General features: G+C 68.8%; 15 protein-coding genes. 4 read left to right on the top strand and 11 right to left on the bottom strand.

Features of this window, described 5'->3' with window-relative positions:
- Positions 1-102: 102 nt before the first annotated feature.
- The 5 genes from ACFYOJ_RS25465 to ACFYOJ_RS25445 all read right to left on the bottom strand — a co-directional run bounded on the left by ACFYOJ_RS25465 (position 103) and on the right by ACFYOJ_RS25445 (position 8,440).
- Positions 103-984, bottom strand: coding sequence for a hypothetical protein (locus ACFYOJ_RS25465; RefSeq protein ID WP_356554318.1), 882 nt, complete (start codon positions 982-984; stop codon positions 103-105).
- Positions 985-1,001: 17 nt separating this feature from the next.
- The gene (gene sigM / locus ACFYOJ_RS25460; protein ID WP_356554222.1) at positions 1,002-1,715 is read right to left on the bottom strand and encodes an RNA polymerase sigma factor SigM; all 714 of its coding nucleotides are present in this window, start codon (positions 1,713-1,715) and stop codon (positions 1,002-1,004) included.
- A gap of 25 nt (positions 1,716-1,740) precedes the next feature.
- Positions 1,741-3,456 carry a protein kinase family protein gene (locus ACFYOJ_RS25455; protein ID WP_356554220.1) on the bottom strand — a complete coding sequence of 572 codons (1,716 nt, stop codon included), beginning with the start codon at positions 3,454-3,456 and terminating at the stop codon, positions 1,741-1,743.
- A gap of 140 nt (positions 3,457-3,596) precedes the next feature.
- Positions 3,597-6,002 carry a murein biosynthesis integral membrane protein MurJ gene (gene murJ, locus ACFYOJ_RS25450; protein ID WP_356554218.1) on the bottom strand — a complete coding sequence of 802 codons (2,406 nt, stop codon included), beginning with the start codon at positions 6,000-6,002 and terminating at the stop codon, positions 3,597-3,599.
- A gap of 44 nt (positions 6,003-6,046) precedes the next feature.
- Positions 6,047-8,440, bottom strand: coding sequence for a DUF6049 family protein (locus ACFYOJ_RS25445; protein WP_356554216.1), 2,394 nt, complete (start codon positions 8,438-8,440; stop codon positions 6,047-6,049).
- Between the two features lie 222 nt (positions 8,441-8,662).
- Here ACFYOJ_RS25445 and ACFYOJ_RS25440 point away from each other — a divergent pair, with 222 nt between their 5' ends.
- Positions 8,663-10,105, top strand: a complete 1,443-nt coding sequence (locus tag ACFYOJ_RS25440) for a CCA tRNA nucleotidyltransferase (protein WP_356554215.1) — start codon at positions 8,663-8,665, stop codon at positions 10,103-10,105.
- 165 nt (positions 10,106-10,270) lie between these two features.
- On the opposite strand, the gene ACFYOJ_RS25435 is transcribed toward ACFYOJ_RS25440, so the two are convergent.
- The 3 genes from ACFYOJ_RS25435 to ACFYOJ_RS25425 form a co-directional block, all read right to left on the bottom strand.
- The gene (locus tag ACFYOJ_RS25435) at positions 10,271-11,533 is read right to left on the bottom strand and encodes an MFS transporter (RefSeq protein ID WP_356554213.1); all 1,263 of its coding nucleotides are present in this window, start codon (positions 11,531-11,533) and stop codon (positions 10,271-10,273) included.
- A 78-nt stretch (positions 11,534-11,611) separates the two neighbouring features.
- Positions 11,612-12,694: an inositol-3-phosphate synthase gene (locus ACFYOJ_RS25430; protein WP_356554211.1), complete on the bottom strand. Its 1,083-nt coding sequence runs from the start codon at positions 12,692-12,694 to the stop codon at positions 11,612-11,614.
- A 44-nt stretch (positions 12,695-12,738) separates the two neighbouring features.
- Entirely contained in the window at positions 12,739-13,416 is a 678-nt protein-coding gene (locus tag ACFYOJ_RS25425) for a helix-turn-helix transcriptional regulator (protein WP_356554209.1), read from the bottom strand.
- Between the two features lie 352 nt (positions 13,417-13,768).
- Between ACFYOJ_RS25425 and ACFYOJ_RS25420 the strand changes: the two genes are divergently transcribed.
- Positions 13,769-16,474 carry a transglycosylase domain-containing protein gene (locus tag ACFYOJ_RS25420; RefSeq protein WP_356554208.1) on the top strand — a complete coding sequence of 902 codons (2,706 nt, stop codon included), beginning with the start codon at positions 13,769-13,771 and terminating at the stop codon, positions 16,472-16,474.
- A 121-nt stretch (positions 16,475-16,595) separates the two neighbouring features.
- Positions 16,596-18,104 (top strand): glycosyltransferase 87 family protein, encoded by a 1,509-nt coding sequence (locus tag ACFYOJ_RS25415; protein WP_356554206.1) that lies wholly within the window; start codon positions 16,596-16,598, stop codon positions 18,102-18,104.
- An 86-nt stretch (positions 18,105-18,190) separates the two neighbouring features.
- On the opposite strand, the gene ACFYOJ_RS25410 is transcribed toward ACFYOJ_RS25415, so the two are convergent.
- The 3 genes from ACFYOJ_RS25410 to ACFYOJ_RS25400 form a co-directional block, all read right to left on the bottom strand.
- Complete coding sequence (locus ACFYOJ_RS25410; RefSeq protein WP_356554205.1) at positions 18,191-19,222, bottom strand: alanine racemase; 1,032 nt, start codon at positions 19,220-19,222, stop codon at positions 18,191-18,193.
- A gap of 104 nt (positions 19,223-19,326) precedes the next feature.
- Positions 19,327-20,448 carry a peptidoglycan bridge formation glycyltransferase FemX gene (femX, locus tag ACFYOJ_RS25405; RefSeq protein ID WP_356554203.1) on the bottom strand — a complete coding sequence of 374 codons (1,122 nt, stop codon included), beginning with the start codon at positions 20,446-20,448 and terminating at the stop codon, positions 19,327-19,329.
- 137 nt (positions 20,449-20,585) lie between these two features.
- The gene (locus ACFYOJ_RS25400; protein WP_356554201.1) at positions 20,586-20,915 is read right to left on the bottom strand and encodes a hypothetical protein; all 330 of its coding nucleotides are present in this window, start codon (positions 20,913-20,915) and stop codon (positions 20,586-20,588) included.
- Between the two features lie 290 nt (positions 20,916-21,205).
- Between ACFYOJ_RS25400 and rpsF the strand changes: the two genes are divergently transcribed.
- Positions 21,206-21,496, top strand: coding sequence for a 30S ribosomal protein S6 (gene rpsF / locus ACFYOJ_RS25395; protein ID WP_356554199.1), 291 nt, complete (start codon positions 21,206-21,208; stop codon positions 21,494-21,496).
- The last annotated feature ends 18 nt before the right edge of the window (positions 21,497-21,514 follow it).

The following is a 21,514-nucleotide window of genomic DNA, read 5'->3' as shown; positions in this document are numbered from 1 at the left end:
CGGGTGGAGCTTCTGTCGCAGCTCTCATCCCACCCAACGGATCCTAAGGGGCGCGCATTCCCGCTGTGGCCGGGCACACGGCGGACGAGGAGGGGCGCAAGCTCAAGACCGTGCGTAGGAGCGCTTCAGCAGCACCTCGGCGCGACCGGCCGCAGGCTCGTGCACGCAGGCCGACTCGACGATATAGACGCTCACCCGGGAGTCGTTGAGGGCATCGGGCAGCACCACGAGAAGTGCTTCCTTGCCCTTGTAGACGCCCTCCTCCGTGGCGAGTGCCGCGTCATCGCGGCCGATGGCCTTCTGGACGCACTCCGGGACCGTCGGCCGGGTGAAGACATGGTTCTCGGTCCCGCTCTCCGACTCCGTGCCGAAGCTGCGGGGCGTGCGTGCGCCGCTCCGCGTGTCCTGGCCGTCGGCGACGAGTTCGTCCACCTGCTTCTTCAACCGGCCCTCGGAGAAGGTGTCCACGAGTGAGGTCTGCTGTCCGCGGGCCGTTTCATCGGCCGGACCGCTTCCGGTCAGGGATGTCACGATCACGGAACCCAGTCCGAGGGCGGCGGCCACGGCCACTGCGCCCAGGACGACGCCCCTGCGTCGTCCGCTCCTGCCATGGTCCTTGCGGTCTTTCCGGCCCGGGCCGGTGGTGTAGGGGCGGGCATGCCCGGAGGGGCGGTCGGCCGTTGCCGTTGTTTCACGTGAAACACGCGTGCCGACGGTGTCCGTGTCCTCGACGGCTTGGGGGGGTGTCGTGCTCGTGAGTGCCTCGGCAGCAAGAGCGGCGTCGATTCGGGTGGCCACGTCGTCGGGCATCCGTTGCGGCTCCGGCAGTGTTCCGAGCAGTCCCTGGATCTCCTCCAGTGACATGTAGACGTCCGAACAGAGTTCGCAGGTGTCCAGGTGCCGTCGAAGGTCCGTTGTCCGTGCGGAGGGGAGCAGGCCTTCGGCCAGATCGGCGATCTCGGCGACGTCCGGGTGCCCGGTCATGTCTGTCGTCGACGACGTCACGCTCGTCCACCTCCGCCCTTCACTGCGGCTGAATCGCTCTGGCCCGCGCTCGAGGGGCCTGCCCGATGCGGCCCTGCTGCGGGTGGGACGGATGCCCCCGGCCTCCGGTTCCGCTTCTCGTCCTCACCGCTGCCGTCCGGGCGCAGATGGGAGAGCAGCGGCAGAAGTCTGGCTCGGCCGCGAGCACAGCGGCTCTTGACCGTCCCGAGCGGTACGTCGAGGATGCGGGCTGCTTCGGCGACGGGGTAACCCTGCATGTCGACGAGGACGAGAGCGGCCCGCTGATCGGCCGGCAGGGTGCCCAGGGCTTCCAGTAACTGACGGTGCAGGTCGTTGCGCTCGGCGGGTGCGGAGGCCGACTCGTGTGGCTCCAGCAGCTGCTCCAGGCGGTCGGTGTCGTCGACGGGAGCGGTCTTGCGGGAGGCCGCCTTGCGGGCACGGTCCAGACAGGCGTTCACGGTGATCCGATGCAGCCATGTCGTGACGGCCGCCTGGCCCCGGAACGTGTGGGCGGCGCGATAGGCGGAGACAAGAGCATCCTGGACGGCGTCAGCAGCTTCTTCGCGGTCCCCCAGAGTGCGCAGTGCCACCGCCCAGAGCCGGTCGCGGTGGCGGCGGACGAGCTCACCAAAGGCGTCAGGATCACCACCGACGTGGCGGGCGAGGAGGTCCTGATCACTGATGCCGCCGTAGGCGGTGCCGTCTGCCATCGGACCCCTTCCCCCGTCGGTGGACTCAGCCCTTGAACGTCACGTCCGTGATGGCCTGCTTGTAGCCGGCGTCGCTGTACTCGTCGCCGGCGGCGTAGGGCAGAGCGGTGAGCCACACGAGTACGTACCGCGACGTGACCGGCTTGGCGACCTTGATCGTCGCATTGGTTCCGGTGGTGGTTACCGTGCCGATCTTCTGCATGGTGTCGAGGGACGACGGGTGCAGGGAGTCCGCGGCGTACAGCTCAGCCGTCGTGTGGTCACCGCCGTAGTACAACCCCACGTCCGCGGTGGCGACCTCCTGGGCGGAACCGAGGTCGTAGACGATGCCGACACCTGGCTTGAACGGACCGATGACAGGGCCGTCGTAGAAGCTGGCGGTCCGCCAGATCGTGCTCTTGTCGCCGTCGTACGTCTTGCCGACATCGGCGGGGTGCTGAGCGGAGCCCTTGGTGACGAACTCCTGGGCGCCCTGCACCGCTATCGGCTTGATGGGTTTCGGCGCGACGCCGTTCTTGTTGTTGCCGTTCGTCGTCTGGGTCTGGTTCTGGTCGTCGGCCTTGCCGCCCCGCTCCATGAGCGCGTCCGCGAGCTGCCAGCTGCCCAGTCCGAGCGCGGCGATGAGCAGTGCCGAGACGGTCCACTTCAGGGCTTTGCCGGTGCGGCTATGCAGCGGAGGCGGCGGGACCGGCACCGGCTGGGAGACGCCGGGGCGTGGTGCCGGACGGCCGTAGGCGCCCTTCTGGTACGAGGTGCGCGGGTATTCGGGAGGGGCGGTGTACGCCGGCTCCGGCGGGCGGATACGGGGCATCTCCCCGATCGCCTTGACCACTTCCTCCGGTGTGGTGCACGGGGACTCGTGACGCGAGGCGGTGGCGCCGTCGTTGGCCAGTGCCCGCATGGCGAGCTCGGACAGGCCGCGATGGACACCGGCGCGTACCTGGTCAGGCGGGATCAGACCGATGTCCCTGGGCAGGCCGGCCATGCCGTGGGCGTCGCTCTCGTACGGCCAGCGCTTGGTGAGCGTGGCGTACAGGAGGGCGCCGATGGCCTCGGTGTCGGTCCGCTGCGGTGTGTCGGAACTGATGCCACGCAGCGCGGCGTTGACGGCGAGGCCGCGGATACGCCACTGGCCCGTCGACGTGCGCAGCACCGCGTTCGGGTTCAGGCGCAGGTGGGCGAGGCCCTCGCGGTGGGCGGCGGCCATCGCGGAGGCGACCTGGCTGACCATCTGGTAGGCGTCGTACGCGTCCAGGGGGCCCGCGGCGAGGAGCGCGGTCAGTTCGGTGGCGTCGGGGAGCCATTCGTGGACGACGTAGACGAGGTCGTCGTCCTCCACCGCGTCCAGTACCTGGACGAAACGCGGATCACCGAGGAGCGCGGCGGAGCGTGCCGCCGCCAGCACGGAACGGGCCCGCGCGTGGTCCGCCGGCAGGAGGTGGACACCGACGGCACGGCGGAGCTTCTCGTCGACGGCTCGCCAGCTGCTGAAGCCGTCCAGCCGGGTGACGCATTCCTCGAGGCGGTAACGTCTGGCGAGCTTGTGCCCGCTGTGCAGTTCGGGAGTCGAGGCCTTGCCGGAATCCTCGCTCGTGGGGCTCCCCTGTACCTCGTCGCCGTCCGTGTCCCGCTCCCGGTTGTTGGCCACCCCGTCGGCCGTGGACTGGTCCGCCTGTGCGGTCAGCGGCTTCTCACCGCTGTTGTCTGCCACGTCGACGGCAGCTGTGCTCCGTTCCGCCACCGTCGTTCCTGCCTCCCCACTCGATGCACGCCTACCGACACCCGATGCGCGCAGCCCGACGCCGAACCCAATTGTGCCCACAGTCCGCCACTGTGCACGACACACGGCGGTGGACGATGGTTGTGCGCCTACCCCACGTCTCAGCGTCCCAGGCGTCCGCGCACCATGCCGACCAGTGAGTTGACTTCCTCGATGCGCATCCGGCGGGCTGCGAGGAAGAAGATGCCGAACAGAACCGCTGCGCCGGCCAGCAGCGCGGCGAACGACCCCAGGACGCCCTGGCCGAGTGCACGGCTGATCGCGTAACAGGTCGCGCCGCTGAGCAGGGCGGCAGGGACGGACGCGATGCACAGCCGGGCGTACGTCCGCAGCACCCGCGCGCCGTCCAGGTCCCCGCCGAGCCGCTTGCGCAGCCTGCGCCAGGCGACGCCGACGCCGGTCGCATAGGCCAGGCCGTAGGCGGCGGCCATACCGACCACGGCCCAGCGGGCCGGCATCAGGAAGTAGCAGAGGGCGGACGCGGCTGCGTTGACCGCGGCCACGATGACCGTGTTGTAGAAGGGGGTCCGGGTGTCCTCGTAGGCGTAGAAGGCGCGAAGGACGACGTACTGCACGGAGTACGGGATGAGGCCCAGACCGAAGGCCATCAGCATGTAGCCCATGTTGGTGGCCTCGCTCGTGCCCGAGGAGCCGAACATGAGCGTGCACATCGGGATACCCAGCGAGACGAAACCGAAGGAGACGGGCACGATGGCGACAGCGGTGGTGCGCAGGCCCTGGGAGATGTCGTCGCGGACCGCGCCACTGTCGTCCTCGGACGCCGAGCGGGAGATACGGGGCAGCAGGGCGGCCATCAGGGAGACGGTGATGATGGCCTGCGGCAGGCCCCAGATCAGCTGGGCGTTGGCGTAGGCGGCGAAGCCGGTGCCGTCGACGGGCGATGCCTTGCCGGCGGCGGTGGAGAGCTGGATGACGATCATGGCACCCGCCTGGTTGGCGAGGACGAACAGGACCGTCCACTTGGCGAGGGTGATGGCCTTGCCGAGCCCGTGTCCCTTCCAGTCGAAGCGCAGCCGCAGCCGGAAACCCGTCTCGCGCAGGTACGGGATCATCGCCAGGGACTGCACGACGAGACCCAGCAGCACGCCGATGCCGAGCAGACGCTCGCCCTCCGGCGGGATGCTGGTGACCTTCATGCCGGAGGTCTCCGCGGTCCCGTAGACCCAGATGAACATCCCGAGGGTGACGATGATGACGATGTTGTTCAGGACCGGGGTCCACATCATCGCGCCGAACCTGCCCCGCGCGTTGAGGATCTGCCCCATCACCACGTGCAGGCCCATGAAGAAGATCGAGGGCAGGAAGTAGCGGACGAAGGTGACGCCGACCTCGTTCGCGGCCGGATCACTGGCGACCGGGTTGGACAGGAGCCGGATCAGGAGGGGGGCAGCGAAGACGGTGATCGCAGTGAGCACGCCGAGTGCCACCATGACCAGGGTCAGCAGACGGTTGGCGAAGGCCTCGCCGCCGTCCTCGTCGTTCTTCATGGCCCGTACCAGCTGCGGCACGAAGACCGAGTTGAGGCCGCCGCCGACGGTCAGGATGTAGATCATGGTCGGCAGCTGGTAGGCGACCTGGAACGTGTCGCCGAGCAGGCCCACGCCGAGCGCGGAGACGATCAACGCCGACCGGATGAACCCGGTGAGCCGGGAGACCATCGTGCCGGCCGCCATCACGGCGCTGGACTTCAGGAGGCTCCCCGCGCGGCCGCCCTTCTTGGGCGCGGCGACAGGTGCGGCAGGGGGGCCGGCGTCCTGGGCGGGAGTTTCGGCCGCCTCCTGGGTGGAAGCCACCGGGTACTGCTCCGGCGCGGGCGCGGTGTACTGCCCGGGGGCCGCCTGAGCGGGCGCGGGGTAAGGCCCGGGAGCCGGGGCGCCGTACTGGCCGGGGGAAGGGGGACCGCCGTACTGGCCGAAGCCCTGGGCGCCGCCGTACTGGTCCGGTCCCGGTGTCCCGCCGTACTGCCCCGGAGCGGGGGCGGGAGAGGGCACCGGTCCCTGGTCGTCGTACGAAGGGTGCCCGCCGCCCTGTTGCTGGTCCCGGAAAAGGTGGGCGAAGGCGTCGGGTTCGTGACGTTGCTCACCAGCCTGGGTGACCAGGTCGTCCACGCCGACGTACTGGGTGGTGCGCGGGTCGTCGCCGTACGGCAGGTACTGGGTGGGGCCGTCCGGCTCGGGCGCCGGCGTCTGGGCCCAGACGCGCGGGTCGGGAGCGTACGGCGACTGGGCCGGCTGGGCGTACAGCTGCTGCGGCGACGGGAATGTGCCCGGAGGCGGCGGAGGGTGTGCGGCGCGGTCGTAGAGCGCTTCGGAGACCGGGTCCTGGGCGGAGAGATCCTGCGCCCGGTAGGGGTCCTGGTCGTAGGCGTCCTGCAGGTACATGTCCGCGGGCGGCTCCGGCGGTGTTCCGCCCTGGCCGGGCGGTACCTCGGGGTGACCCGAGCCGTCCACGGTCCGACCGCGGTCACCGTCGTACGGCGCGTTCATGGTTACCCCACCTCATCGTCCCGGGCCGACCGGCCACGACATCCTCAACGGTCCACTCTCTCACCCGTGCCGGACGGGCCGGGGTTTTCCGCTGCGGTGTCCGGTGTCGGGTCACTCGGCTGGTCCGGGGCGTCTGCCGGGGAGCGGGACCCGGGCTCTTCGTCACCGAGAGGTGCGCCGGAACCGTCGGGATTCCCGGAACGGTCCTCGCCGTCGGCCCCGGGTTCCTCGCCGGGTCCGTCCGTCTGCCCCTCACGGGCCGCGGCACGCTTGCGCTGTGTGTACATGCGGAAACCGGCGAGGACCAGGAGCAGGACTCCGCCGCCGATGACCAGCATCACCGTGGCCGTGATCTCGGTGACCTTCACGTCGAAGGTGACGGCCTTGCCGTAGGGCCGTCCGTCCCTCGTGTACAGCTGGGCGATCACCGTGGCCCGGCCGTTGGCATTGGCGGAGGTGGTGAACTTCACCGACTGGCTGTGGCCGCCGGAGACGGAGACGGGCTGCTCCTGATAGGCGGCGCCGTCGATCTCCAGGCGTGTCGGGGACGTGGAGGTGAGGCGCAGCACCAGGGGGCCGACATCCTGCACCAGATTGTTCTGCACCGTCACCGGGATGGTGGCACTGCGGCCGGACAGCTTCGTCTCGGACTTGTCGATGAGTCTGACCCGGGAGGCGAGCCCGTCCAGGTACGCCCTCACACCGGCGCGGAACGACTCGGCCTCGGCGGCCCGGCCACGCCAGGACGCGGACATCTCGCGGTTCAGGGCACGCCCGAACGGAGTCACCACCCGGGACGGGTTCGACAGGACGACCTTGAAGTTGTCGAGCTTGCCCTGCGTCTGCGCGATCTGGGTGAACGCCGACCGGGGCAGTTCCTTCTTGCGCAGCGCCGACGGGTACGACGACGCCCTGGGGACGGTGGTGGTCGCGTTCGGGTCGGGTTTGGCCGCGGCGGCCTCCACCAGCTTCTGCGACTGGGACCAGGTGCCGTCCTGGAGCGCACGCAGCGCCTCGGCCATGGCACGGGCCTGGCTTCCGGAGGGGGTGCGCTGCGGGGCGACGACAATGCTGCGCTGCTTGCCGGTCTGCAGGTGCAGCGCCAGGCTCTGGGCGAGGAACCGCTGTACGGCGAGCGTGGATGCCGACGCCTTCGTCAGATCGTCCTCGAACGCCGTGGACAGCCGTGCGTCCGCGACGACGGCGGTGGTGCCGCCGCCGATGGGACGGGCGGCGGAGGGGGTGTACGGCAGCTCGTCGGTCTCCTGCAGGCTGTCGCTGCGCGCGATCACCTTGTCGGCGCCGGCGGAGGTGGCGACCTTGACGATCGACCGGTCGACCGCTCCCTCCACGGGCCAGGCGAAGTCGGTACTGGGTTTCACGTGGAGGATCGGCTCCACCGTGTTGGTGACGACGTCCGTGGCTTCCTTCAGCTGGCTCAGTGACCCGGCGATGTCCGTGCCGCTGTGGGCGAGGGAGGCCAGGTCGGGATCGGCGAAGGGGAGTGCGACGACCTCCTTGTCGGCCACCGCGTCCTGCAGGTCGGCGAGCCACTGGTTGGCGATCGCCTGGTGGGTGCCGGGAACGGTGTCGCCTTCGTGCCGGACCTGGTAGCCGCGCGTCATCGCGTCGACGGAGGCGAGCAGATCGGGATCGATCACCCAGGTGACGTCCAGGTCCTTGCCCAGCGCCACCATCTGGTTCAGGCGGCCCCCGGGAGAGATCTCCTCGGCCAGGTCGTCATCGAGGAAGACCGGTGTCTGTTCCTCGTCCGGTCCCGTCTCGGCGGCCATGTGGGTGGTCGAGACGAGTGGCCAGAGATATGTCGTCTTCGTCCTCGGGCCGGTGGCGTCGGGCTTCCAGGGCAGGAAGGTCCGCTGGACCCCGAGGATCCTTTCCCACGGTTGTGCGGAGGTCTGCCCGGAGAGCGTGACGGCGAACTCGTACACCCCGTCGTCACCGAGGCCCAGGTCATCGACCGGCACGGAGATGTTGAAGTGCTCGGCGACGCCGGGGACGAGGTGGTCGAACTTTGCCGTGTACTTGTCGTCGATCTCCGGGGGAACGGGCTTCTTCGGATCGTTCGCGTCTCTGGCGATCGCGTCGACGGAGGAGCGGGTGTTGATCTCGGAGCCCACTCTCAGGCCGACATGGGCGTCGGTGACGGGCTGCTTGCCGTTGTTGGTGACGGTTCCGGACACCGTCAGCATGTCCCCGTCGGTGGGGACGGAGGGGGTGAGCGAGTCGACGGCCACAGCCACCGTGCCCGACCCGGAGTCGGCCTTGGCTGCCGCCCGTGCGTCGGCGTGGGCCGTGCCGGCGGGCAGCTGGAGCATGCCCGCCAGTACGGGCGCAGCGGCGAGCAGTGCCGCGGTGCGCCGGAGCCACCGGCGGGCAGGTGAGGGACTGGTCCCTTGGAAGTCTGCCGCGTCGGCCACGCGCTCGTCCGTCCCTCGTCGTCGTCAGCGGTCGTCGGTATGTGCGTCCACGCATGGTAACGATGCGCACGGTGGGGAAGTGCCGCGGAGTACGGTCCCGAGATCAGCGGGAAAGGGGCGGTCCCGCGTGCGCCCCTGCGAGAGGGAGGGGAGCAGAGGACGGGCCGGGAGCCGGAGAACGGAGGCGACCGCGTCTGCCCGGGCCACGTACCCTGTTCTGTTGTGCCGAACGCCAACGAAGTCACCCCCAGTGCCATGAGTCAGGCGCAGCCTCGCGCGGTGAGCGCGACGCTGCGGGTCGCGCCTGTCGCCGACGACCTCGCCCGCCGCTTCCGGGAGGCCGGGTTCTCTCTCGCCCTGGTCGGCGGCTCGGTCCGGGACGCGTTGCTCGGCAGGCTCGGCAACGATCTGGACTTCACGACGGATGCCCGGCCGCAGGACGTGCTGAAGATCGTGCGGCCGTGGGCGGATGCCGTCTGGGAGGTCGGGATCGCGTTCGGCACCGTCGGGGCGCAGAAGGACGGCTACCAGATCGAGGTGACCACCTATCGGTCCGAGGCGTACGACCGCACGTCGCGCAAGCCGGAGGTCTCGTACGGCGACTCCATCGAGCAGGACCTCGTCCGGCGGGACTTCACGGTGAACGCCATGGCCGTCGCTCTCCCGGAGAAGGAGTTCATCGACCCGCACGGTGGCCTCGACGATCTCGCGGCCCGGGTGCTGCGTACTCCGGGTACGCCCGAGGAGTCGTTCTCGGACGACCCGCTCCGGATGATGCGGGCCGCGCGTTTCGCTGCCCAGCTCGACTTCGAGGTGGCCCCTGAGGTCGTCACGGCCATGAAGGACATGGCCGCGCGCATCGACATCGTCTCCGCCGAGCGGGTCCGGGACGAGCTGAACAAGCTGGTCCTCTCCGCGTACCCGCGCAAGGGACTGACCCTGCTCGTGGACACCGGTCTCGCCGAGCGGGTCCTTCCCGAGCTGCCGGCCCTGCGTCTGGAGAGGGACGAGCACCACCGCCACAAGGACGTCTACGACCACACGCTCATCGTCCTGGAGCAGGCGATGGCCCTGGAGAGCGAGGGGCCCGACCTGGTGCTCCGGCTGGCCGCCCTGCTGCACGACATCGGCAAGCCGCGCACGCGCCGGTTCGAGAAGGACGGGCGGGTCTCGTTCCACCACCACGAAGTGGTCGGGGCCAAGATGACGAAGAAGCGTATGACCGCGCTCAAGTACTCCAATGACCTGGTGAAGGACGTCTCCCGCCTGGTCGAGCTGCACCTGCGCTTCCACGGATACGGAACCGGCGAGTGGACGGACTCGGCGGTGCGCCGGTACGTCCGGGACGCCGGCCCGTTGCTCGACCGCCTGCACAAGCTGACGCGCTCCGACTGTACGACCCGCAACAAGCGCAAGGCGGCCGCACTGTCCCGCGCCTACGACGGTCTGGAGGAGCGGATCGCGAAACTTCAGGAGCAGGAGGAGCTGGACGCGATCCGTCCTGACCTGGACGGCAACCAGATCATGGAGATCCTGGGCATCGGCCCCGGCCCCGCCGTTGGCCAGGCTTACAAGCACCTTCTGGAGCTGCGTCTGGAGAACGGGCCGATGGGGTACGACGTGGCGGTCGCCGCGCTGAAGCAGTGGTGGGCCGAGCAGGCGTGAGGCCGGGGTGTTTCACGTGAAACACCCCGCTGCGTGGTGGCCTGGGCGCGGGGGGTGTTTCACGTGAAACGTCACCTTCGACGCTCTGGCAAGTGAGTCGAGGGAACCGTCGGGTCTCACCGCTGGAGCGGTGACCCGGGGACTTCTGTGACGCTGATACGTCGCTCACCGCTTGCCGGAACGGGCCATGGCCGCCGCGACCGACAGATAGACAGCGGCGACCGTGAGGATCAGCGTCGCCGACCGGCCGTCCGGTGGCAGCATCAGGGCGGCCACCGCGGCGGCGCCGACGAAGGCGATGTTGAACAGGACGTCGTAGACGGAGAAGATCCGGCCGCGGAAGGCGTCGTCGACCGAGGTCTGCACGATCGTGTCGGTCGCGATCTTCGAGCCCTGGGTCGTCAGCCCCAGGACGAACGCCGCGGCGAGCAGGGGCACGGTGGCGAACGGCAGACCGAGGGCCGGAACCAGCACCGCGGCGGAGGCCGCGCACACGGCCATCCAGAGTCCGGGGCCGAGCCGTCCGGCTGCCCAGGGTGTGATCACCGCTGCGGCGAAGAAACCGGCACCCGACACCCCCAGTGCCAGCCCCAGCAGGGCCATCCCCTCGTCCTGGCTCGATGTCAGGGCGTACCGGCACAGCATCAGCAGGAGGACGAGCAGAGCGCCGTAGCAGAACCGCATCAACGTCATGGCGGCGAGTGACCAGGCCGCTTCCCGGCGGGCGGGCGCCAGGAGGTGGCGTACGCCCGCCACCAGATCGCGGGCGGTGCCCGCCAGCGCCGAGGCGAGCCGTGGTCGCACCTGTGCCTCGTCGGGTCCCAGCAGTTCCGCCGCCATGCGCAGTGACGCGAGGGCACCGCACAGGTACAGGGCCGCCCCGAGCAGAACCACGGCCGCGTCGGAGTCGGATGCCACGAGGCGTACGACGAAGGCGAGACCGCCCCCGGCCGTCGCCGCCAGAGTGCCTGCTGTCGGGGAGAGGGAGTTCGCGACGACGAGGCGCTCCGCGTCGACCACGCGTGGCAGCGCGGCGGACAGGCCCGCCAGGACGAAGCGGTTGACGGCGGTGACGCACAGGGCCGAGAGGTAGAACAGCCAGTCCGGGACGGCGGCGACCATCAGCACGGCGGTCACCGAGGCGAGTGCGGCGCGCAGCAGATTTCCGTACAGGAGGACCTGGCGGCGACGCCAGCGGTCCAGCAGGGCGCCGGCGAAGGGGCCCACCAGTGAGTACGGAAGCAGCAGCACCGCCATCGCGGAGGCGACCGCGGCGGCCGACGTCTGCTTCTCCGGCGAGAAGACGACATAGGTGGCGAGCGCCACCTGGTAGACGCCGTCGGCGCCCTGGGAGAGCAGGCGGACGGCGAGCAGGCGCCGGAACCCTTTCAGACACAGCAGGACGCGCAGGTCACGGACGACGGCCATGAGGCACAGCCTCACATACGCGAAAGGTCCCCGGGGCGTGCGCCCCGGGGACCTTCCGCCGACTTCAGCCGGGCACGCTCAGCGCTCGACCTCGCCCTTGATGAACTTCTCGACGTTCTCACGGGCCTCGTCGTCGAAGTACTGGACCGGCGGGGACTTCATGAAGTAGCTCGACGCCGACAGGATCGGACCGCCGATGCCGCGGTCCTTGGCGATCTTCGCGGCGCGCAGGGCGTCGATGATGACACCGGCCGAGTTCGGGGAGTCCCAGACCTCGAGCTTGTACTCCAGGTTCAGCGGAACGTCACCGAAGGCACGGCCCTCGAGGCGGACGTACGCCCACTTGCGGTCGTCCAGCCACGCGACGTAGTCGGACGGGCCGATGTGCACGTTCTTCTCGCCGAGGTCCCGGTCGGGGATCTGGGAGGTGACGGCCTGCGTCTTGGAGATCTTCTTGGACTCGAGGCGGTCGCGCTCGAGCATGTTCTTGAAGTCCATGTTGCCGCCGACGTTCAGCTGCATCGTGCGGTCCAGGACGACACCCCGGTCCTCGAACAGCTTCGCCATGACGCGGTGCGTGATGGTGGCGCCCACCTGCGACTTGATGTCGTCACCGACGATCGGGACGCCCGCCTCGGTGAACTTGTCCGCCCACTCCTTGGTGCCGGCGATGAAGACCGGGAGGGCGTTGACGAAGGCGACCTTGGCGTCGATGGCGCACTGGGCGTAGTACTTCGCCGCGTCCTCGGAACCGACGGGCAGGTAGCAGACGAGGACGTCGACCTGCTTGTCCTTGAGGACCTGGACGATGTCGGCCGGCTCCTCGGCGGACTCCTCGATGGTCTCGCGGTAGTACTTGCCGAGGCCGTCGAGGGTGTGGCCGCGCTGGACCTGGACACCGGTGTTCGGCACGTCGCAGATCTTGATGGTGTTGTTCTCGGAGGCGCCGATGGCGTCCGCGAGGTCCAGGCCGACCTTCTTGGCGTCCACGTCGAAGGCGGCGACGAACTCGATGTCACGGACGTGGTAGTCGCCGAACTGGACGTGCATCAGGCCCGGGACCCTGGACGCCGGGTCGGCGTCCTTGTAGTACTCGACGCCCTGCACCAGCGATGCGGCGCAATTGCCCACGCCGACGATGGCTACGCGAACCGAACCCATTCCGGTTGCTCCCTGTGTGTACGAGTGAGGCCCTGACTGGGCGCTCACGTGGCGGTGTCGCCGGGCGTGTCCGGCCGGGGGTCGTCCCCCGGCCGGGGCAGGCCGCCCGTCGCTCCAGATGTCGTGTCCTGTTGAGCGGACCCCTCAGCGGCGGAACCCCTCAGGTCCCGCCCCGCCCGCTCGCTCTCGATGAGCTCGTTCAGCCAGCGCACCTCGCGTTCCACGGACTCCATTCCGTGGCGCTGGAGCTCGAGCGTGTAGTCGTCGAGACGCTCCCGGGTGCGGGCCAGGGAGGCCCGCATCTTCTCCAGGCGCTCCTCCAGCCGGCTGCGCCTGCCCTCGAGCACGCGCATGCGTACGTCACGCGACGTCTGTCCGAAGAACGCGAAGCGAGCGGCGAAGGTCTCGTCCTCGTACGCGTCGGGGCCGGTCTGCGAGAGGAGCTGCTCGAAGTGCTCCTTGCCGGCGGCCGTCAACCGGTAGACGATCTTGGCGCGTCGTCCGGTGAGGGAGGCTGCGGCCTCGCCGACGTTCCCCGGTTCCTCGATCAACCAGCCGTTGGCGACCAGTGTCTTGAGACAGGGGTACAGCGTCCCGTAGCTGAACGCACGGAACACACCGAGTGACGTGTTGAGCCGCTTGCGCAGCTCGTAGCCGTGCATCGGGGATTCGCGGAGCAGGCCGAGTACGGCGAACTCGAGGATGCCGGAACGCCGGCTCATCGTCGCCTCCTCTCGTCCTTATGCCGCGTCGATGTATCGGCTCGATACATCCCGACGATAGAACGACCTTCCGCATGCGACAAGGGGCGCACTGGTGAGCGGAATCACATCGAGGATTCATCGTGAGCAAGTTGCCTGATTTGAGGTGAACTTCGGAGCTCGGAGGTTTGGGCGGTGCGTAGTCTGTGCGCCATGCAGACCGCCGGGAGCCGAGTGACGCGTGGGGACGTCCTCGTTCCCGGTGCAGTACGGGTGGATGCGGGAGGGGCCGCACCCGTACTTCGGGGGGACCGGAAACCAGCCGCCTTTTCCAGGCGCGCAAAGGTGCGCCTGCCCGAGGAGTAGTCGTTCGATGAGCGAGCACCGTCGCAAACCGCCGCAGCCGCAGGGAGGCGGACGTGCCGCGGCCCGACGCGGTCAGTCCGGCTCGTCCTCCGGCCGCCGTGCGGCACCGCGAGGCGCGACAGGGTCTCCGTCCGGCTCGTACGGTGCGGAGGACGAGGAACGCCCCTACGGGGGCCGCGCCGCGGCACGGCGCGCGGCGCAACGGAGCGGGGGCGGTCGCCGCCGAGGTGCCGAGCCCGGCCGCGCGGGGCGTCGGGCCGGCGCCGGCGCAGCCGGGCCCGGGCGAGGCCGCGCGGCCGCCTCCGGCAAGAAGCGGATGATCGACTACCCGCGCGGTGACCGGGACGGCTGGCAGCGCTGGGTGCCGTCCTGGAAGCTCGTCTCGGGGCTCTGCGTCGCCTTCTTCGGCGGTCTGGTGACCGCTGCCGGCATCGCGTACGCCATGGTGGGCATCCCCGACGTCGCCAAGACGGCGACCGCGCAGAACAACGTCTACTACTGGGCCGACGGCGACGTGATGGTCGCGACGGGCGGTGAACGAAACCGCCAGCTGATCGATCTGGCGAAGATCCCCAAGGCGATGCAGAACGCCGTCATCTCCCAGGAGAACAAGACCTTCTACTCCGACAGCGGCATCGACCCCAAGGGCATCGCCCGTGCCGTGTACAACATGGCCCTGGGAGGCGAGACGCAGGGTGGTTCGACCATCACCCAGCAGTACGTCAAGAACGCCATGCTCGCGGACCAGTCGCAGACGGTCAGCCGGAAGTTCAAGGAGATCCTCGTCTCGGTGAAGGTCGGCGCCAAGATGAACAAGCACAAGATCCTCGAGGGGCATCTGAACTCGGCCTACTACGGCCGCGGCGCCTACGGCATCCAGGCAGCGGCGCGGGCGTACTTCAACAAGGACGCCGTCGACCTGAACCCGGGCGAGTGCGCCCTCCTGTCGGCCGTTCTCAAGGGCGCCACCTATTACGACCCCGCGGGGGCCACGTCCATCGACCCGGCCGCCACCCCCGCCGCCAACAAGAAGCGTGCCTTCAGGCAGATGCAGGACACCCTCGACAAGATGGTCGAGTACGGGCATCTGGACCAGGCCGAGCGGGACAAGTACAGAGAACTTCCCGCGGTGCAGAACCCGCGGTCCAACTCCCAGCTGGGCGGTCAGACCGGTTACCTCGTCGACCTCGCCAAGGCGTCTCTGATCAAGAACGGCGTCGCGACACAGGACCAGTTGGACCAGGGCGGATACGCGATCCACACGACCTTCGACAAGAAGAAGGTCCAGCAGCTCGAGGCTGCGGTCACGGGGGTCTACAAGGCGAACATCAAGCCCGACGAGCGCCCCGAAAAGGACACCCACGTGCAGTTCGGCGGGGCATCGGTGAACCCGGAGACGGGGGCCATCGAGGCCATCTACGGCGGCGCCGACGCGACGAAGCACTTCACCAACAACGCCGACGTGACCGGCGCCCAGGTGGGGTCTACCTTCAAGCCCTTCGTGCTCGCGGCGGCGATGAAGTGGGGCGTGCGTGATCCCGACGGTCCCCAGGACCAGTCTCTGAGCCAGCGCACCATCGTCTCCCCGAAGAGCCTCTACAGCGGCCAGAACGACCTCAAGATCAAGAACTATGACGGGACGGTCTGGACGAACGAGAAGGGCGAGCAGTGGCGGCAGGAGAACGACGGCAAGAAGTCGCTCGGTGATCCGCCGGACTACAAGATCGACCTGCGGGAAGCCATGCGGGAGTCGGTGAACTCCGCCTTCGTGCAGCTCGGCATGGACGTCGGGCTGGACAAGGTGAAGGAGGCCGCCGTGGAGGCGGGTCTCCTGGAGGACAGCCTGGCGGGCACCTCCTACCCGTCCTTCTCCATCGGTGTCTCGGACCCCAGCGCGATCCGTATGGCGGGTTCGTACGCCACCTTCGCGGCCAGCGGCAAGCAGCGTGAGCCGTTCTCCGTGACGAAGGTGGAGAAGTCGGGCGAGACGATCTACACGCACGAGATCAAGACCGAGCAGGCCTTCACCGCGAAGGTCGCGGACAACGTCACGGACGTCCTGAAGACCGTCGTCGAGGACGGCACGGGGTCCAACGCCCGGATTCCGGGCCGCGAGGTGGCGGGCAAGACCGGTACCACGGACGGCAACAAGTCCGCCTGGTTCGTCGGGTACACCCCGCAGTTGTCGACCGCGATCAGCATGTTCCGCTACCCGGACGACGAGACCCTCAAGGACCGCACGTTCCTGGAGATGTACGGAACGGGCGGCCAGGACAAGATCCACGGTTCGTCGTTCCCCTCCGAGATCTGGCACGACTACATGGCACAGGCCCTGAAGGGCCAGCCGGCGAAGAAGTTCCCGGTCCCCGAGCCCATCGGCGAGGTCATCAACGACGCCCCACCGCCGAGCCCGTCCCCCACGCCCACCGAGACGGAGAAGTCGAGTCCGTCGCCGAGCCCGACTCCCAGCCAGACCCCGACCAGTCCGTCCCCCACACCCACGGACACCTGCGGCGTCTTCGACTGGGAGTGCCGGCACGGGGACAACAGCGGTAACGACAACAACGGCAATGACAACGGAGGGACGGACAGTGGTCAGTCGCCTTCGCCTTCTTCCAGCGAGACAGAGGGTGACGGCGATGACAACGGCAACGGAAATGGCAACGGCAACGGCAACGGGCCAGGGGGAACCATCTGGGGCTCGAGCGGGTAACCGTTCGTCCGACCCACATGCGCGTTTCACGTGAAACACCCGCGCGTTTCACGTGAAACGGGGGCCGCCGCATCCATCAGGATGCGGCGGCCCCCGTGTTTCCCCGGGGACGTACGGCAGGATGTGCCCCATGCCCAGTGCAGAATCGACGCCAGTGAGCGCGCACGAGCCGGATCCCGTGCAGCCGACCCGCGAGGACGCGGTCGCCGCGGCCGGCAGCGAGCTGATCGGTGGCCCTCTCGGCCGACGTGCTCTGCTCGGGTCGTCCTGGTGGACACCGGTGCGGGTGGTCGCGCTCGTGGCGATCGGCATGTTCGCTCTCGGCCTGATCCAGAAAGCGCCCTGCTACAACGGTGCCTGGTTCTTCGGTGCCAGTTCCCAGTACACCCATGCCTGCTACTCGGACATCCCGCACCTCTACCAGGGCCGGGGGTTCATCGACGGGCTCGTCCCCTACTTCGACAAGCTCCCCGGCGACATGGAGTACCTCGAGTACCCGGTGCTGACCGGCCTGTTCATGGAGGCCGCGTCCTGGCTCACCCCGGGCGGCGGCAGCGTTCAGCACCAGGAACAGTGGTACTGGATGGTCAATGCCGGGATGCTCATGGTCTGTGCGGCCGTCATCGCCGTCTGCGTCACCCGTGTGCACAGCAGGCGGCCCTGGGACGGCCTGCTGGTCGCACTGGCACCCGCCTTCGCACTGACCGCGACCGTCAACTGGGATCTGCTGGCGGTCGCCCTGACGACCGCGGCGATCCTGATGTGGGCGCGGGGCCGTGCTCTGGCCTTCGGCGTGCTGCTGGGACTGGCCACGGCCGCGAAGCTCTACCCCTTCCTGATCCTCGGCCCGTTGCTCGTGCTGTGCTGGCGTGCCGGCACCTGGCGGGCGTTCGGGAAGGCCATGGCAGGCGCGGCCGGTGCCTGGCTCGTGGTGAACCTGCCGGTCATGGTCTTCGCCTTCGACGGCTGGTCGAAGTTCTACACGTTCAGTCAGGAACGCGGCGTCGACTTCGGGTCCTTCTGGCTGATCCTGGTCCAGAACTCGGACAACCCGCCCAGTACGGAGACGGTCAACACGCTCGCCACGCTCCTGATGCTGCTGTGCTGTGGCGGTATCGCGGTGCTCACGCTGACCGCCCCCCGTCGGCCGCGGTTCGTCCAGCTGGCCTTCCTCATCGTCGCGGCGTTCATCCTCACCAACAAGGTCTACTCGCCGCAGTACGTGCTGTGGCTGGTGCCGCTGGCCGCGCTGGCCCGGCCGAAGTGGCGCGACTTCCTGGTCTGGCAGGCGTGCGAGGTCGTCTACTTCCTGGGCATCTGGATGTACCTCGCCTACACCACCAGCGGAGACGCCCACAAGGGCCTGCCCACGGACGGCTACCACTGGGCCATCGGCGTCCACCTGCTGGGGACGCTGTACCTGTGCGTCATGGTCGTCCGCGACATTCTCATGCCCGACCGGGACCCGGTGCGGCGCTCCGGTGACGACGACCCCTCGGGTGGTGTGCTCGACGGCGCCGAGGACGTCTTCGTCCTCGGTCCCGTGGCTCGTACCCCGGGGCACGCCGTGCGTTTCGAAGGCCCCCGGGTGAAGTGGGGCACCGGAGGGCAGCCCGGCGGCTCGCTCTGAGCGCACAGACGCCGGCGAGGGCCGTACACGGTTGCCGTGTACGGCCCTCGCCGGCGTCCCTGGGGCTGTGCGTCCGCTCGCGGTCCTCAGCGGTCGACGAGCCGGTCGAACTGGGTGGTGGTGTGCCGCAGGTGAGCCACCAGCTCGTCGCCGACCTTGGGCTCCGGCGCGTCCGAGGGCACGAACAGGATCGACACCTGCATGTGCGGCGGCTCAGCGAACCAGCGCTGCTTGCCGCCCCAGACGTACGGAGACAGGTTCCGGTTGACCGTGGCCAGCCCGGCCCGGGCGACGCCCTTGGCCCGCGGCATGACACCGTGCAGCGCCTTCGGCGCCTCCAGGCCCACTCCGTGGGACGTGCCGCCCGCCACGACCACCAGGAAACCGTCGGAGGCAGCCTTCTGCTGCCGGTAGCCGAAGCGCTCCCCCTTGGACACGCGTGTGACATCCAGCACCGCGCCGCGGTACTCCGTGGCCTCGTGGTCCCCCAGCCACAGCCGCGTGCCGATGCGGGCGCGGAACCGGGTCTGCGGGAACTGCTGCTGCAGGCGGGCGAGTTCCTCGGCCTTCAGATGGCTGACGAACATCGTGTGCAGCGGCAGACGGGCCGCACGCAGCCGGTCCATCCAGCCGATGACCTCCTCGACGGCGTCCGAGCCGTCGGTGCGGTCCAGCGGCAGGTGGATGGCGAAGCCCTCCAGCCGGACGTTCTCTATGGCGGCGTGCAACTGAGGCAGGTCCTGCTCGCTGATGCCGTGCCGTTTCATCGAGGACATCACCTCGATGACGACCCGCGCGCCGACCAGGCCGTACACACCGTCGACGGAAGACACGGAACGCACGACCCGGTCCGGCAGCGGCACCGGCTCCTCACCGCGCCTGTACGGCGTCAGCACCAGCAGATCGCCGCCGAAGAAGTCCTTGGTCCGGGCGGCCTCGTACGTCGTGCCCACGGCCAGGATGTCGGAGCCCAGGCGTGTGGCCTCCTCCGCGAGCCGCTCGTGCCCGAAGCCGTAGCCGTTGCCCTTGCAGACCGGGACCAGCCCGGGGAACTGCTCCTGCACGTGCTTGTGGTGCGCCCGCCAGCGCGCGGTGTCGACGTAGAGCGTGAGCGCCATGGCCGGACCTGGAACCTTTCTCGTGGCTGCGGTGTGTCAGAGATGCGGGAAGTCGTGAGGGCTGTGGAACCCGCTCCCGACGCTACTGGAGCGGGACACACGGATCAGCGGCGCGACATGTAGATGTCGAGTGCCTTGTGCAGGAGCTTGTTCAGCGGGAAATCCCATTCCCCGAGGTACTCGGCCGCCTGCCCGCCCGTGCCGACCTTGAACTGGATCAGGCCGAAGAGGTGGTCGTTCTCGTCCAGGGAGTCGGAGATGCCGCGCAGGTCGTAGACGGTGGCGCCGAGGGCGTAGGCGTCGCGGAGCATCGCCCACTGCATGGCGTTGGAGGGACGGACCTCACGGCCGATGTTGTCGGAGGCGCCGTAGGAGTACCAGACGTGCCCGCCCACGACCAGCATGGTCGCCGCCGACAGGTTCACCCCGTTGTGCCGGGCGAAGTACAGGCGCATGCGGTTGGGGTCCTCGTTGTTGAGGGCCGCCCACATGCGCTGGAAGTACGACAGCGGACGCGGCCGGAAACGGTCGCGTACGGCCGTGATCTCGTACAGGCGCTGCCATTCCTCGAGGTCGTGGTAACCGCCCTGGACGACCTCGACGCCGGCCTTCTCGGCCTTCTTGATGTTCCGGCGCCACAACTGGTTGAAGTTCTTGTGGACCTCTTCCAGAGAGCGATTGGCCAGCGGCACCTGGAAGACGTAACGGGGCTGTACGTCCCCGAAACCGGCGCCGCCGTCCTCGCCCTGCTGCCAGCCCATGCGGCGCAGCTTGTCGGCCACCTCGAAGGCGCGCGGCTCGATGTGGTCCGCCTCGATGTCGCGCAGCCGCTTGACGTCGGGGTCCTGGATGCCCTTCTTGATCGACGGGGCGTCCCAGCGCCGGATGATCACCGGAGGGCCCATCTTCACGGAGAAGGCACCCTGCCGCTTCAGGTGCGCCAGCATCGGCTCCAGCCACTCCTGGAGATTCGGCGCGAACCAGTTGATGACCGGGCCCTCGGGAAGGTAGGCGAGGTAGCGCTTGATCTTCGGCAGCTGCCGGTAGAGCACGAGGCCCACGCCGACCAGCTGACCGGTCCGGTCGTCGAACCACCCGAGGTTCTCCGAGCGCCACTCCGCCTTCACGTCCGCCCACGCCGGCACCTGCATGTGACTCGCCGCCGGCAGGCTCTGGATGTATGCCAGATGCTGCTCGCGGCTGATGGTCCTCAGGGTCAGGCTCATTCGGGGCGCTCCTCGGGCTGGTGTGTCCCCATGGGTTCAGGGGCTCCGGCTCTCGCGCGAAGCCTACTGCGCCCTGTGAGCGCCCCGTCCGGCGTAGGGGTGGACCGCACCGGCCGCCGGCCGGCGCGGTCCGGGACTCAGCCGCCGACGAACCCCCCGAAGGTGCCGAACAGCCCGCCGTGGGACATGCCGAAGAAGAGGCCGATCGCGGAAGCACCGATGCCCAGCACCAGACCGAACCGCTCCCGCGTCGTCTCCGAGATGTACTGGCCGTACCCGCCGATCAGCACGCCGGCCAGCCCGGCCCAGGAGGTCAGCAGGTGGAGGCCGGAGAACCCTGCGGTCACGAGGGAGAGCACCCCGAGCACCAGGGTCACCGTCATCAGCATGTCCTGACGGGGGTGCGGCCTTCCGTCGGTGGCCAGCAGGCCGGTCCTGGGTTTGGCGGGTCGCATGATCTGTGCCATGGGGAACCTCCAGCCGAAGACGGTCTGTCTTCACCCTGTACGTCCGTTATGCGCAGACGTTATGTACAGACTGCGTCCCCTCGAGGACGGATTTCAACCGCAAGCCGACGGGCGGGTACTCTGTACCTTCTGCACTGGTGTCTGCTGCCAGCCACGGCCGGGTCTCTTTCTCGGAGGAGACCCGATTGTCAGTGGGTCCTGGTTAACTCGTTGATGCCGGTGCCAACGCATCGCAACCCTCCTGCCACGGAACGACCGTGGCCGCTGAGTCCAAAGGAGGTGGGTTCCACATGCGTCACTACGAGGTGATGGTCATCCTCGACCCCGACATCGAGGAGCGCGCTGTCTCCCCGCTGATCGAGAACTTCCTCTCTGTCGTCCGTGACGGCGGCGGAAAGGTCGAGAAGGTCGACACCTGGGGCCGTCGTCGTCTCTCGTACGAGATCAAGAAGAAGCCCGAGGGCATCTACTCGGTCATCGACCTGCAGGCCGAGCCTGCGGTCGTCAAGGAACTCGACCGCCAGATGAACCTGAACGAGTCGGTCCTCCGGACCAAGGTCCTCCGTCCCGAGACCCGCTGAGCTCTCCCGCTCAGCAGT

The organism is Streptomyces sp. NPDC006384, from assembly GCF_042870695.1.
Taxonomy (GTDB): Bacteria; Actinomycetota; Actinomycetes; order Streptomycetales; family Streptomycetaceae; genus Streptomyces.
Note: the sequence above shows the minus strand (reverse complement) of the source record. Positions and strands in the feature narration are given on the sequence as shown.

Coding starts and splice junctions, on each gene's coding strand:
- ACFYOJ_RS25465 (WP_356554318.1), bottom strand. CDS start 984: ATGACCGGGCACCCGGACGTCGCCGAGATCGCCGATCTGGCCGAAGGC.
- sigM (WP_356554222.1), bottom strand. CDS start 1,715: ATGGCAGACGGCACCGCCTACGGCGGCATCAGTGATCAGGACCTCCTC.
- murJ (WP_356554218.1), bottom strand. CDS start 6,002: ATGAACGCGCCGTACGACGGTGACCGCGGTCGGACCGTGGACGGCTCG.
- ACFYOJ_RS25435 (WP_356554213.1), bottom strand. CDS start 11,533: ATGGCCGTCGTCCGTGACCTGCGCGTCCTGCTGTGTCTGAAAGGGTTC.
- ACFYOJ_RS25430 (WP_356554211.1), bottom strand. CDS start 12,694: ATGGGTTCGGTTCGCGTAGCCATCGTCGGCGTGGGCAATTGCGCCGCA.
- ACFYOJ_RS25425 (WP_356554209.1), bottom strand. CDS start 13,416: ATGAGCCGGCGTTCCGGCATCCTCGAGTTCGCCGTACTCGGCCTGCTC.
- ACFYOJ_RS25420 (WP_356554208.1), top strand. CDS start 13,769: ATGAGCGAGCACCGTCGCAAACCGCCGCAGCCGCAGGGAGGCGGACGT.
- ACFYOJ_RS25415 (WP_356554206.1), top strand. CDS start 16,596: ATGTGCCCCATGCCCAGTGCAGAATCGACGCCAGTGAGCGCGCACGAG.
- ACFYOJ_RS25410 (WP_356554205.1), bottom strand. CDS start 19,222: ATGGCGCTCACGCTCTACGTCGACACCGCGCGCTGGCGGGCGCACCAC.
- femX (WP_356554203.1), bottom strand. CDS start 20,448: ATGAGCCTGACCCTGAGGACCATCAGCCGCGAGCAGCATCTGGCATAC.
- ACFYOJ_RS25400 (WP_356554201.1), bottom strand. CDS start 20,915: ATGGCACAGATCATGCGACCCGCCAAACCCAGGACCGGCCTGCTGGCC.
- rpsF (WP_356554199.1), top strand. CDS start 21,206: ATGCGTCACTACGAGGTGATGGTCATCCTCGACCCCGACATCGAGGAG.